Source organism: Psychromonas sp. L1A2, from assembly GCF_009828855.1.
Lineage (GTDB): Bacteria > Pseudomonadota > Gammaproteobacteria > Enterobacterales > Psychromonadaceae > Psychromonas.
This window is the reverse complement of record NZ_WUAG01000002.1, coordinates 831,077-844,289: the sequence shown is the minus strand read 5'-3', so window position 1 is coordinate 844,289 and position 13,213 is coordinate 831,077. Positions and strand designations below refer to the sequence as shown.

Here is a 13,213-nt window from a genome sequence, read left to right as displayed (position 1 = left end):
GTGTAGAAAGGAAAAGAAATGGCATTACTAGTTCAAAAATATGGTGGTACTTCCGTTGGCAATGTGGAACGTATCAAAGCCGTCGCCGAGAAAGTTAAAGCGACGAAAGAAGCGGGTCATGATGTAGTTGTTGTTTTATCGGCTATGTCTGGTGAAACAAATCGATTAATCGCCTTGGCTAAAGAGTTTAACGCTACACCGACTGCTCGTGAGATGGATGTATTGTTGACCACTGGTGAACAAACGACTATCGCTTTGCTGTCTATGGCGCTACACAATCTAGGTGTTGATGCTGTTTCAATGACCGGTGACCAAATTCGCTTAAAAACGGATTCAAACCATGCTAAAGCACGTATTCTAAATGTTGAAACTGAGAATCTTCAGAAGCATATAAAAGAAGGTCGTGTTGTTGTTGTCGCTGGTTTCCAAGGTCGTAGTGAAGATAATAACATTACAACACTAGGGCGAGGAGGTAGTGATACTTCAGCGGTTGCTATCGCTGCTGCATTAAAAGCAGATGAATGCCAAATCTATACGGATGTTGATGGTGTTTATACTACTGACCCACGTGTAGAGCCGAATGCTCGTCGTCTTGATAGTATTACGTTTGAAGAAATGCTTGAAATGGCTAGCTTAGGCGCGAAAGTGTTACAAATTCGCTCAGTAGAATTTGCAGGAAAATACAACGTGCCACTACGTGTACTTTCTAGTTTTAAAGATGGTGGTGGTACGTTAATTAGTTATGAGGAAAATAAAATGGAATCTCCTGTTATCTCTGGCATCGCGTTTAATCGTGATGAAGCGCGTTTAACTTTATCTGGTGTTCCTGATCAACCAACGGTTGCAGCTCAAATCCTTTCTCCTATTGGTGCTGCAAACATTGATGTTGATATGATTGTGCAAAACACATTAGGTGACGGTAAAACAGACTTTACCTTTACAGTGCATCGTGATGACTACGATCAAGCGACAAAATTATTAAATGTTGTTTGTGAGAAGCTAAAAGCTAATTCTGTACAAGGTAATAATGAGATTGCAAAAGTATCTGTTGTTGGTGTTGGTATGTGGAATCACCCAGGTGTTGCACAAAAAATGTTTGAAACCTTGGGCGCAGAAGGGATCAACATGCACCAAATAGCTACTTCTGAAATTAAAATTTCAGTGTTAGTTGATAGTAAGTATTTAGAATTAGCTGTACGTGCTTTACATAAAGCATTTGAACTTGAAACAGAACCAACGCAAGAAAAATAGATTTGGTGATAGACACAGTAAATAAAAGATGAATTTACTGTGTAATGAGCCATACTGACTATCTCGATATAATTAGAATAATTTAGGAGCAATAAATATATGTTAATTTTAACACGCCGTGTAGGCGAAACTCTTATGATTGGCGACAACGTAACAGTGACTGTATTAGGCGTTAAAGGTAATCAAGTACGTGTAGGCGTTAATGCTCCAAAAGATGTCTCTGTGCATCGTGAAGAGATTTATATGCGCATTCAAGCTGAAAAGAATGCTGCTAGTTAATTCTAGTTATTCTTAAAGAAAGAGCCTAACGGCTCTTTTTTTATGTCTGAAATTTACCCAATGTAGATGAAAAATGAACAGGTTGTTCGAATAGCGAGCAAACGGAAAGTTTTCTACTAAAAAGTGTTTGACTTGTTTTCAGAAGACAGTAATATGTGCGCCAACAAGACGACGGTGGGGTGGCCGAGTGGCCGAAGGCGCTCCCCTGCTAAGGGAGTAACGGGTTTATAGCCTGTTCGAGGGTTCGAATCCCTCCTCCACCGCCATTCTTGTAGATTCTTAAAGCGGGTGTAGCTCAGCTGGATAGAGTACCTGGCTACGAACCAGGCGGTCAGGGGTTCGAATCCCTTCACCCGCACCATCTTTCTATTTGCACGAAAAGACGGTGAGCTTAAGAATTGAATAAAAACAAAAGAATATCGCGGCGGGTGTAGCTCAGCTGGATAGAGTACCTGGCTACGAACCAGGCGGTCAGGGGTTCGAATCCCTTCACCCGCACCATTCTTTATAAAGCTTACTTTGGTAAGTTTTTTTGTTTTTAGAGCTTATTAATATTATTCCCAATAATTTTAAGCACCATGCGGGTGTAGCTCAGCTGGATAGAGTACCTGGCTACGAACCAGGCGGTCAGGGGTTCGAATCCCTTCACCCGCACCATTTCTTTATTTTCTATTTTATCTTCTCTTCTATCTTTTATTGTTAGTAATTCCTCCATTTTTAAATTTTAATTCATTAATTTAGAATAAATATTCATTTTTTGTTTTATTTTTCGTTTAATTAAATCTTTCTTCTGCATAAATAATCAAAGCTAACGCCCTTGCTATACCTGCATAGAGTGGTCTTTACCATTGTTTTATCCACTGCCTTAATGTTAAATACAAACTCTGCAAACTAGGTCAACTTCCATTTCTTTCATTTTATAGCCCAAACCAGTACAATAGGCATCTGCGAAACATTATTCTACTAATAACGATATATATTAAAGGGTTATTGATCAAAGTAGATTGATGGTTGATGTTTATTATTTACATGGTTTTAATCGTGATAGGTATTCAAAGCTCGCAACTTTGCAACTTGTTAAATATATATTGAATTTGAATAAATATTCATTTTTATGTGTCAATAACAGGTTGTCATGAGCATTTAGAAAAGGAAAGGATACATTTATGGATATTTCAGGGTCTTTAGTTACCGCGTTAACGTTACTGGGTCTCGGCATGGCATTTGTTTATATGTTTTTAGGGTTACTCTTTATTTGTATCAACCTAATGGCAAAATATATTCCTGCGGATAAACCCGTTATTACCCCTCAACGCAAAACCGCTGCAGCATCTAAAGCAGCTGGTCAAGCACAAGCAAGCCCTCAAGTTATTGCCGCTATCACAAGCGCAGTGCAACAATACCGTAAAGCACAAACAGTATGATGGATAAAGAATTAATAAAGGAGCAAGTGAATATGTCTAAGCCTCTCGCAATCACCGAAGTTGTTTTACGTGATGCACACCAATCATTATTTGCAACGCGCATGCGTATTGACGATATGTTACCCATCGCAGAGAAATTAGATAAAGTAGGCTACTGGTCTTTAGAGACTTGGGGCGGCGCTACTTTTGATTCATGTATTCGTTATTTAGGTGAAGATCCTTGGGATCGTATTCGCGCTTTAAAAGCGGCGATGCCAAACACACCACAACAAATGCTGTTAAGAGCACAAAACCTATTAGGTTACCGTCATTATGCTGATGATGTTGTTCAAAAGTTTATTGAGCGTGCACATACTAATGGCGTTGATGTATTCCGTATTTTTGATGCAATGAATGATGTGCGTAACTTTGAAACCGCAATCAAGTCTGCTATCGACGTGGGTGCGCATGCACAAGGTACTATCTCTTATACGACTAGCCCTGTTCATACGATTGACGGTTGGGTTGATATGGCAAAACGCATGGAAGACATGGGTTCGCACTCAATTTGTATTAAAGATATGGCTGGTTTATTAAAACCTTATGTTGCAGAAGAATTAGTCACTAAAATTAAAGCGTGTACTAATATCCCATTAGCTTTGCATTGTCATGCGACAACGGGTTTAAGTGTTGCTACTCAGCAAAAAGCCATTGATGCGGGTGTTGATATTATTGATACTGCTATTTCATCAATGAGTATGACTTACGGCCATTCACCAACGGAAACATTGGTTTCTATTGTTGAAGGTACGCCGCGTGATACTGGATTAGATTTACATAAGCTTGAAGAAATCTCTTCTTACTTCCGTGAAGTGCGTAAAAAATACGTGAAATTTGAAGGTGAATTGAAAGGCGTTGATCCACGTATCTTGTTAGCACAAGTACCGGGTGGCATGTTAACTAATATGGAAAGCCAGCTTAAACAGCAAGGTGCTGGCGATAAGATGGATGAAGTATTGAAAGAGATCCCGCGTGTTCGTGAAGATCTTGGTTTTATTCCTTTAGTAACACCTACTTCTCAAATCGTTGGTACACAAGCTGTGATCAATGTATTGATGGGTGAGCGCTACAAAAATATCACTAAAGAAACCGCTGGTGTATTAAAAGGCGAATACGGTGCTGCTCCTGCTCCTGTTAATGCTGAATTACAAGCAAAAGTATTAGATGGGGCTGAGGCAATTACTTGTCGTCCTGCTGATAATATTGCTCCAGAAATGGCGACTATTGAAGCTGAACTTAAAAAGTTAGCGGCCGAGAAAAATATTAAGCTTGCTGAGAATGAAATTGATGATGCTCTTATTTATGCATTATTCCCTGAGATTGGACTTAAATTCTTAGAAAACCGTAATAACCCTGATGCATTTGAGCCAGTACCAAGCGCAGATGATATGAAAGTAGCTGCACCATCAAACAAGGAACCTGAATCATACTCAGTGTCAGTTGATGGCCAGTTATATAATGTACAAGTAGGCCCTGAAGGTAGTATTGATGGTATTACGCCAGTGAAAGCAGCCGGTCAAGTCAATGCAACGGTTTCAGCTAATGTTGCTGCGCCTGCTGCTAGCGCGGAAGGTGAAGATGTACCAGCTCCTTTAGCGGGTAACATCTTTAAAGTGCTTGTTAATAATGGTGATTACGTCGATGAAGGTGATGTACTGCTAATCATGGAAGCGATGAAAATGGAAACTGAAATTCGTGCTCCAAAATCAGGCACAGTACAAGCTGTTAATACCAAAGAGGGTAATGCTGTTACTGTTGGTGAATCACTGTTCGTAATAGGTTAAGGAAGATAACGTGAATGGATTAATGACACTGTGGGCTGATACGGGAATTGCAAATTTCCAATGGCCTGAGCTAGTGATGATGGCTGTCGGTGGTTTGCTATTATATTTAGCAATCGTACGTAAGTTTGAGCCACTTTTATTATTACCAATTGGGTTTGGCGCTATTTTAGCGAATATTCCTAATGCTGGTTTTAATGATGAAGGCGGTATGCTTTATTACATTTATCATATTGGTATTGAAACGGGCATTTTCCCGTTGATTATCTTTATGGGTGTTGGTGCATTAACAGACTTTGGTGCGTTGATTGCTAACCCTAAAACGTTGTTTTTAGGCGCAGCTGCTCAATTTGGTATTTTTGCTACACTATTTGGTGCAATTCTATTAAACCTAGTACCTGGTTTTGAGTTCACTCTGGCTGATGCTTCAGCTATTGCCATCATTGGTGGAGCTGATGGGCCAACTGCTATTTTCTTAGCTTCTAAATTAGCCCCTGACTTGTTAGGTGCAATTGCCGTCGCTGCTTACTCATATATGGCGTTAGTGCCAATTATCCAACCGCCAATTATGCGTGCATTAACGACGCAAGCTGAGCGTGAGATAAAAATGGAGCAGTTGCGTCCAGTAAGCAAAAAAGAAAAAATCATCTTTCCTCTCGCTGTTTTATTTATGACAATTCTATTCTTACCGGCTGCAACACCGCTAGTAGGTATGTTTTGTTTAGGTAATTTAATGCGTGAGTCTGGTGTGGTAGATCGCTTAAGTTCAACTGCTCAAAATGAGTTGATTAATATAGTGACTATCTTCCTAGGTTTAGGTGTTGGTTCTAAATTATCTGCTGATAAGTTCTTGAACTTAGAAACATTAGGTATTTTAGGGTTAGGCGCTATTGCTTTCTCTATTGGTACTGCATCTGGTGTGATCATGGCAAAAATTATGGGGCGCTTCTCTAAGAGTCCTATCAATCCATTGATTGGTGCTGCAGGTGTGTCAGCTGTTCCTATGGCTGCACGTGTTGCTAATAAAGTAGGCCTTGAAGCTAACCCGCATAACTTCCTCTTAATGCATGCAATGGGCCCGAATGTGGCTGGTGTATTAGGTAGTGCTGTTGCTGCTGGTGTGTTGTTAGCTATTGTTGGTTAAATAGTTAAAGAATAACTTTACGATTCTTTATTAAGGCCACTTTTTAGTGGCCTTTTTTATGGCTAGCTTTAAACTGTCAGTTTACTCTTTATTTTTGAAGTTTAGCCTTGAAACATGGCTTTGAAGTTTAGCCTTGAAATCTGTTTTTTATGGTATTACCTATGGAGCAAGCCTTTGATGAGGTTAAGTAATGAATGATTATTGGCTGTTGTTTAGCAGCGCCTTTATTTCATCGACACTCTTTCCTGGTGGGTCAGAGGTATTATTTGTTTATTACCTTAAACAACAATTTTCATTAAAGTGGGGATTTTTGTTAGTGGCCATTATCGGTAATAGCTTGGGATCTATTGTCACTTACTTACTGGGCTTCTATATCCATTTTGGTCAAGAAAAAGCAGCGGTGAAGTACCCTAAGACTTTATTCTTCTGTAAAAAGTGGGGCAACGTTGCGCTGCTATTAAGTTGGTTACCGATTATTGGTGATGTTATTTGTTTGTTTGCTGGATGGCTTAAGTTACCAAAAACCATTGCCTTTATTAATATTGTAATAGGTAAAAGTTTACGTTATTTATTTTTACTCGTCTTAGTTGCACTATGGCCCTAGCAGAGTCGGTAACATGTAATATTTAGTGAAATCTCTATTTTGATGCTCAGCGTTTAGAATGCTTATTAATATTTAAAATAATAATAGAAAAATTAAGTTATTTAACCTCAATTCTGGTTAATGAAAGCGGAATTTTACTTAAAATCATAAGGTACTATTTTTACTAGTCAATGCCGTTAGTTTTGTGTAGTTCAAGGTGAATTATTAAAGTGATAACGGGTTGTTGAACGATAATTTAACGCAGAAATCTGCGGAAATAGTGGTGTTGTATCGCTTTGCTTATTCAGAACTGAGGTTATTTATAAACTGTCTGTTTCAATGTGTTATTGATGAAATTTAAATACATTTTATTGGAAGTTATTCATTCAACTATTTAAACTTTGTTTAAAGTCTAAAAATATGAGGCGTTTCTATTAAATCCTTATTTAGTTCAATGAAGTTCGGTGGTAGAGTTAGCCCTCTGAAAACTACTCTGGGGCTTACTTTTGGCTAAAAACTTTCAACAACGCATTCATTTCCTTAACCAACATCCTGAAAGTCTCACTGAATTTGGGCGTGGTATTGAACGAGAAACATTACGCGTAAATGTAGATGGTAAACTATCTCAAGAAGCACATCCTAGTGCTTATGGTAAAGCCCTTACACATACTTCAATTACCACTGACTTTGCTGAAAGCTTATTAGAGTTTATTACGCCTGTTGCAAATAGTGTTGATCAGCTTTTTGATTACCTGAATGACATTCATCATCATGTTGTATTGAATTTACCTAGTGAGCAATATCTGTGGCCAATGAGTATGCCTTGTTATGTGCAAAGTGAAGATCATGTCGAGCTTGCACAGTTTGGAACATCTAATATTGGTAAAATGAAAACCACTTATCGTCAAGGGTTGAAAAACCGTTACGGCAGTATGATGCAAATTATTTCTGGTGTGCATTATAACTTCTCATTACCTGCTAGTTTTTGGGATACTTGGAGTGAATTGCATGATTCTCCATTAACGGGAAAAGATGCGCAATCTGCCGGTTATATGGGCTTAATTCGAAACTACTTACGTTATGGTTGGGTTATCCCTTATTTATTTGGGGCTTCTCCTGCGATTTGTAAGTCATTTTTGCAAGGCAAAGAAACTAAATTACCTTTTGAAACTACGGGTTCAGGAACTATTTATTTACCTTATGCAACTTCATTACGTCTTAGCGACTTAGGTTACACAAGTAGCTCTCAATCAGATTTGAATATTTGTTATAATAATCTAGATTCATATCTAGACAGTGTTCGCGTTGCTTTATCTAAAAAAGACCCTAAGTTTACTGAAATGGGTGTTGTTAAAGACGGTGAATACGTTCAACTGAACGATAATATTTTACAGATTGAAAATGAGCTATATGCTTCTATCCGTGCCAAACGAGTTCAAAAAAGTAATGAAACACCCTCTCAAGCATTAAAAGCACGTGGTATTGAGTATATTGAAATTCGTTCTTTAGATGTTAATCCTTTTTGTAAGCTGGGCATTACTAAAGAACAAGTTCATTTCTTAGATTTATTCTTAACTTGGTGCGCAAGTGTCGAGTCTCCTGAATTGTCACAACAAGAGTATAAAGCTTGTGCTGATAACTTCAGTCAAGTGGTCACTCGTGGTCGTGACCCGAAATTAACACTAACCATTGCAGAACAAACTAATGACGTGGCTGGTTGGGGTAAGTGGTTAAATGCACAGCTTGCTGACATGGCTATTTTATTAGACAAAAATAGTGAAGATGATTGTTATCAAAATGCAATGAAACATATTAGCCCGCGTTTCGAGCATTCGGAAAACACTAGCTCAGCACGTATCCTAAATCGTATTATAAACGCTCAAGGGGATAATGGTTCTTTAGCATTAGAACTGAGTAAGCAATATAAAACAGAGTTAGAAGATCAATCTTATACAATTTGGTCTGATCAAGTATTTGCAGAACAAAAATTACAATCAATCGATAAGCAAAAACAGATTGAAGCGGCAGATACACTAACATTCTCTGACTTTTTAGCTGATTATTTTGAAAATGCTAAAAAATAATAAAGTTAACGTGACTGGCTAGTATGATTGTTTAACAGTGCTTATTTATTTTTCAAGTCTTTAAAAATACACCATGGTTATTGCTACCAATAACCATGGTGTTGTATCTATTCTTATCATTAAACGTTTTATTAACCCTTATTGCTCGTTCGATTAGCCTAGAGGTTTAACATTTATAATGAATTTATTTAAGAAAATACTTGTTCTGGCTTTTCCTCTTTCTTTAATAGCTTGTGCAACACCTCCTCCTGAAAACCCTGAAAATATTTGCGATATATTTTTTGAAAATAGAGATTGGTATAGCGCGTCGAAGGAAATGAATCAGCGTTGGGGGACACCAATCCATGTTCCCATGGCGATGATGTACCAAGAAAGTAGTTTTATACATGATGCTGCGCCACCAATGGAGTACTTTTGGTTTATTCCTATTGGTCGAATCAGTAGTGCTTATGGGTATGCGCAAGCACAAGATGGAACGTGGGATGATTATCAACGTGAAACAGGTAATAACTGGTCAGATCGAGACGATTTTGATGATGCGATTGATTTTATGGGATGGTTTACCAGTAAAACCAATAAGATAAATGGTATTTCCAAGTGGGATGCCTACGGACAGTATTTAAATTATCATGAAGGTTGGACTGGCTATAAAAAGAAAAGTTACAATAAAAAGCCTTGGTTGTTAAAAGTTTCTCGCAAAGTGGATACGCGTGCTAGACAATACGCTACACAGTTAAAAGGCTGCCAAGAAAATTTAGATTCAAGCTGGTTATGGCGATTATTTTATACATAACGAGTTAATTAATACCAATCACTTATTTAATATAATTGGTATTACATAAATAAGTTGTTGATGACTATCAGTAACTGATAACGATTAATTAAGTAAAAAAGGAAACCCCCGATGCCATTATTAGACAGCTTTACCGTTGACCATACTATTATGAAAGCGCCAGCAGTACGTATTGCTAAAACCATGCAAACACCAAGTAAAGATACGATTACTGTATTTGATTTGCGTTTTACTGCGCCTAATAAAGATATCCTATCGGAAAAAGGGATCCATACATTAGAGCATTTATATGCTGGTTTTATGCGTGACCATTTAAATGGTGATCAAGTAGAAATTATCGATATCTCACCGATGGGGTGTCGTACCGGTTTTTACATGAGCTTAATTGGCGCACCAACAGAAGACCAAGTTGGTAAAGCTTGGTTAGCGGCAATGCAAGATGTTTTAAACGTTGAGAATCAAAATGAAATTCCAGAATTAAATGAATTTCAATGTGGTACTTATGAAATGCATTCTCTAGTTGAAGCAAAACAGATTGCTCAAGCAATTATTGATGCGGGTGTCGGCGTTAATAAAAATGACGATATCTCATTATCAGCTGAGCAACTACAACAGCTTTAGTTGTTAACGCTGTCTGCTTCTTAATAAAAGGCTTCTATCATGAAGCCTTTTTACTTTCTGTCTTATATTTAAACTTCTAACCTCTAACCTCTAACCTCTAACCTCTAACCTCTAACCTCTAACCTCTAACCTTTAAACTATAACCTCAAACATCATATTCTTACTGCTTTTGGCTGATCGGCGATTTTTCAATAAACCAATTTCCTAACCCTACGATGACGGCACCTCCCACAATATTACCCAATGTTACTGGAATTAAATTATTAACGAGAAAGTGACTGATGGTTAAATCAGCAAAGCTTGTCGCGTTATAGCCTAGTTCAAGCAATAACTCAGGTGAAAAACTATGTTGTAGTGCAATGCCTAAAGGCACCATAAATAGATTAGCAATACTATGTTCAAATCCACAACTGACAAACATGGTGACTGGCAGAATTAATAACATGGCTTTAGTTAATATGTCTTTTGTATAAAATGTCATCCAAACACCTAAGCACACCAGTAAGTTACATAAAATGCCTAGTGAGAAAGCTTGTATCCAAGTGTGGTGAAGTTTGTGCTGTGCAATAAGCATCGCATTAATACCCCACTGACCGCCGTCTTGCAGGTGCATTTTTGCGCCTACAATTAACAATAACATGATCATTGCTCCCACAAAGTTGCCTATATAAACTCGGATCCAACAGCTAATCAGTTGTTTATTAGTGATCTTCTTTTGCGCCCACGCTACGCTACTTAATACGGTACTAGTAAATAGCTCTGCACCACAAACGACCACTAAAATAAGTCCTAAACTAAAAGCAAAACCGCCAGCAAACTTTGTCATGCCCCATGATGCACTTGAGCCAGTGGTTACCGTGATATAAAAAACAAAAGCAATCGAAATAAAAATACCAGCAAAAATAGATAAACCAAAGGATTGTAATAAACCTTTATTGGCTTTTTTATATCCATATTCACTGGCGATGGAGACAGGGTTATCGAGACTTTCTGAGCTAATAGCTTCTTTATTTAAGTTGTTTAAGTTATTGATTGCATGGTTCATATAAATCACTAAGCCTCTAGAAAGGGAATTAATTAATGTGAGCTTATTATTACAATGTTTTGAAAAGTGTTCTTGATATGTATCAAAGGTGATCTAGTTCTATTTATAAACACTTTTTTAAATAATACCAAAAGAATTAATAAGGTGATCATTCTTGCTGGTTAAAATCAACTCTAACTGCGTTGTGAGTTTTGAAGTGAGATCAACTATCTCCTACAACCCACGCCTTATTAGTGTTAATTTTTCCTGCGCAATCCCTGAACACTTATTTAATTCCATTGGTATAAACGCCTTAAAGGCAAGAAAGTAAAATAATTATTCGAGTTTAAAGGTGCAGATATTGAAGAGGCTTAGAGGCAAAAAAGCAAACCATGAGGTTTGCCTTTAGTCTTATTGAACTGAATCATTTAAATAAACGGATTTATACCAATCACAATAAGTAGCTTATCTATTTTACTGGTTAAAACAGCCCACTTTCTCGTTGTAAATTTCGCAAAGGGAGTGGCCATTTACACCTTGAATTGAACTGTTTTTTCCAGCGCAAAATGTAGAGAATATGTTTAATGTAATCGGTATTCTTAATTTTCTTCTGTATAAAGCTGAGGAATGATTTTTACCAACTTAACCATGTTGTTTTCAACTTCTATTATTTCCATCGGGTAGCCACAGATACGTGTACTAACTGCAGATGTTGGGATTGTCTCAAGGTGTTCAAGAATTAAACCATTCAGAGTACGAGGACCATCAGTGGGTAAAGACCAGCCCATTTCTTTATTTAAGTCTCGAATGCCCAAGCTACCTTCAATGATGTAACTATCATCTTGTTGTTTATGAATTTCTTCAGAGCTATGTGGTTCACGTGTTGTAGTAAAGTCACCGACAATCTCTTCTAATATGTCAGCTAACGTTACTAGACCTTGAATATCACCGTATTCATCTACAACTAAGCCTATACGTTCTTTGTTTTGTTGAAATTTGATCAGCTGTGTATTGAGTGGCGTACCTTCAGGGATGAAGTAAAGTTCACGTACACTCCTTAATAAGGTTGTTTTAGTAAACTCTTCTTTTAATAAGATCAGTAATGAATCTCGAGCATGTAAAAAACCTATTGAGTCATCAATAGTGTCTCGATATAACAAGGTCATGGTATGAGTCCGATGTCTTAATTGCTTTAAAATAGTCTCCCAATCTTGATTGATATCGATCGCTGCTATTTCATTACGCGGTACCATAATTTCATCTACAGTAACTTTTTCTAGCTCTAAAATACTCAATAGCATTTGTTGGTGATGCTCTGGGATCATAGAGCCCGCTTCATGAACGACTGAACGTAACTCATCGCTTGAAAGTGCATTATCATTTTGATTGTGCAGGCTAATTCCAAAAATTCTTAGTAGCCCGTTAGAAATGCCATTAATAAACCAAACAAATGGGCTCAGTAATTTTTGCAATGGCGCTAATAATACAGAGCTAGGGAAGGCGATTTTTTCTGGGTAGATAACGGCTAATGTTTTAGGTGTCACTTCAGCAAAAATAAGAATTACAAAAGTTAATACACCGGTTGCGATCGCAATACCGGCATCACCAAATAAACGTTGACCAATAATAGTGGCAATAGCGGACGCTAAAATATTAACTAAGTTATTACCAATCAAAATTAAGCCGATTAATTTATCTGGCTTACTTAATAGTTTTTCTACACGTAGTGCAGCTTTATTTTTATCTGCCGCTAGGTGACGTAAACGATAGCGGTTTAAAGACATCATGCTTGTTTCTGAGCTAGAGAAGTAAGCTGAAATAATGATTAAAATAACTAAGCTTATAAATAGTGCACTAATGGGTATGTCGTTCAAAAGTTCTCTCGATAGTTGCTATAAAAAAATTAAATATAATTGACCTGATACTATCGAAGAAAAGCAGATATAACAAAGTAGATTTGCTAAATATTGTTATAAAAAACTCATTTTCGATAGAAATCGACTTACTCCACATAATAATAGAATTAAGTCTATGTATTCATTATATGTCGAAATAATCCGTTCATTAATATAAAAATACGAATAACTGTCATCAATCTTTACCAATATTTCAAACTTATTAGCGATGCGTTACTTTTATGGTGATTTATCTTACTCTAATAACAGCTAACACAATGATTTTATTTCATAT

The 13,213-nt window shown here is 37.2% G+C and carries 11 protein-coding genes and 4 tRNA genes; 13 read left to right on the top strand and 2 right to left on the bottom strand.

What is annotated here, in order from left to right; genetic code table 11:
- Positions 1-18 precede the first annotated feature (18 nt).
- From GQR59_RS14105 to luxS, 13 genes are all read left to right on the top strand, one after another.
- A complete protein-coding gene (locus tag GQR59_RS14105; protein ID WP_160063739.1) occupies positions 19-1,251 on the top strand; it encodes an aspartate kinase in 1,233 nt (410 codons plus the stop codon).
- Positions 1,252-1,350: 99 nt separating this feature from the next.
- On the top strand, positions 1,351-1,530 hold the full coding sequence (gene csrA / locus GQR59_RS14100) for a carbon storage regulator CsrA (RefSeq protein ID WP_025566169.1): 180 nt from the start codon (positions 1,351-1,353) through the stop codon (positions 1,528-1,530).
- A gap of 173 nt (positions 1,531-1,703) precedes the next feature.
- Positions 1,704-1,796: transfer RNA gene (locus GQR59_RS14095), tRNA-Ser, on the top strand.
- Between the two features lie 18 nt (positions 1,797-1,814).
- Positions 1,815-1,891 (top strand) — tRNA-Arg (locus GQR59_RS14090).
- 63 nt (positions 1,892-1,954) lie between these two features.
- Positions 1,955-2,031, top strand: a tRNA-Arg gene (locus tag GQR59_RS14085).
- 79 nt (positions 2,032-2,110) lie between these two features.
- A tRNA-Arg gene (locus GQR59_RS14080) sits at positions 2,111-2,187 on the top strand.
- 509 nt (positions 2,188-2,696) lie between these two features.
- On the top strand, positions 2,697-2,954 hold the full coding sequence (locus GQR59_RS14075) for an OadG family transporter subunit (RefSeq protein WP_160063737.1): 258 nt from the start codon (positions 2,697-2,699) through the stop codon (positions 2,952-2,954).
- Between the two features lie 32 nt (positions 2,955-2,986).
- Positions 2,987-4,777: a sodium-extruding oxaloacetate decarboxylase subunit alpha gene (oadA, locus tag GQR59_RS14070; protein ID WP_160063735.1), complete on the top strand. Its 1,791-nt coding sequence runs from the start codon at positions 2,987-2,989 to the stop codon at positions 4,775-4,777.
- Between the two features lie 22 nt (positions 4,778-4,799).
- On the top strand, positions 4,800-5,918 hold the full coding sequence (locus GQR59_RS14065; RefSeq protein ID WP_442966204.1) for a sodium ion-translocating decarboxylase subunit beta: 1,119 nt from the start codon (positions 4,800-4,802) through the stop codon (positions 5,916-5,918).
- Between the two features lie 190 nt (positions 5,919-6,108).
- The gene (locus GQR59_RS14060) at positions 6,109-6,522 is read left to right on the top strand and encodes a YqaA family protein (RefSeq protein WP_160063731.1); all 414 of its coding nucleotides are present in this window, start codon (positions 6,109-6,111) and stop codon (positions 6,520-6,522) included.
- 485 nt (positions 6,523-7,007) lie between these two features.
- Positions 7,008-8,585 carry a glutamate--cysteine ligase gene (gene gshA / locus GQR59_RS14055; protein WP_160063729.1) on the top strand — a complete coding sequence of 526 codons (1,578 nt, stop codon included), beginning with the start codon at positions 7,008-7,010 and terminating at the stop codon, positions 8,583-8,585.
- Positions 8,586-8,763: 178 nt separating this feature from the next.
- Complete coding sequence (locus tag GQR59_RS14050) at positions 8,764-9,378, top strand: transglycosylase SLT domain-containing protein (protein WP_160063727.1); 615 nt, start codon at positions 8,764-8,766, stop codon at positions 9,376-9,378.
- A 111-nt stretch (positions 9,379-9,489) separates the two neighbouring features.
- Positions 9,490-9,999 carry an S-ribosylhomocysteine lyase gene (gene luxS / locus GQR59_RS14045; protein WP_025564461.1) on the top strand — a complete coding sequence of 170 codons (510 nt, stop codon included), beginning with the start codon at positions 9,490-9,492 and terminating at the stop codon, positions 9,997-9,999.
- A 160-nt stretch (positions 10,000-10,159) separates the two neighbouring features.
- Here luxS and focA read toward each other — a convergent pair whose 3' ends face one another.
- Entirely contained in the window at positions 10,160-11,044 is an 885-nt protein-coding gene (focA, locus tag GQR59_RS14040) for a formate transporter FocA (protein WP_160063725.1), read from the bottom strand.
- Between the two features lie 578 nt (positions 11,045-11,622).
- On the bottom strand, positions 11,623-12,897 hold the full coding sequence (locus GQR59_RS14035; RefSeq protein WP_160063723.1) for an HlyC/CorC family transporter: 1,275 nt from the start codon (positions 12,895-12,897) through the stop codon (positions 11,623-11,625).
- Positions 12,898-13,213 lie beyond the last annotated feature (316 nt).

What these genes read in the sequence shown, in the direction of transcription:
- csrA (WP_025566169.1), top strand. Translation starts at nt 1,351, where the DNA reads ATGTTAATTTTAACACGCCGTGTAGGCGAAACTCTTATGATTGGCGAC.
- GQR59_RS14075 (WP_160063737.1), top strand. Translation starts at nt 2,697, where the DNA reads ATGGATATTTCAGGGTCTTTAGTTACCGCGTTAACGTTACTGGGTCTC.
- oadA (WP_160063735.1), top strand. Translation starts at nt 2,987, where the DNA reads ATGTCTAAGCCTCTCGCAATCACCGAAGTTGTTTTACGTGATGCACAC.
- GQR59_RS14060 (WP_160063731.1), top strand. Translation starts at nt 6,109, where the DNA reads ATGAATGATTATTGGCTGTTGTTTAGCAGCGCCTTTATTTCATCGACA.
- luxS (WP_025564461.1), top strand. Translation starts at nt 9,490, where the DNA reads ATGCCATTATTAGACAGCTTTACCGTTGACCATACTATTATGAAAGCG.
- focA (WP_160063725.1), bottom strand. Translation starts at nt 11,044, where the DNA reads ATGAACCATGCAATCAATAACTTAAACAACTTAAATAAAGAAGCTATT.
- GQR59_RS14105 (WP_160063739.1), top strand. Translation starts at nt 19, where the DNA reads ATGGCATTACTAGTTCAAAAATATGGTGGTACTTCCGTTGGCAATGTG.
- GQR59_RS14065 (WP_442966204.1), top strand. Translation starts at nt 4,800, where the DNA reads ATGACACTGTGGGCTGATACGGGAATTGCAAATTTCCAATGGCCTGAG.
- GQR59_RS14050 (WP_160063727.1), top strand. Translation starts at nt 8,764, where the DNA reads ATGAATTTATTTAAGAAAATACTTGTTCTGGCTTTTCCTCTTTCTTTA.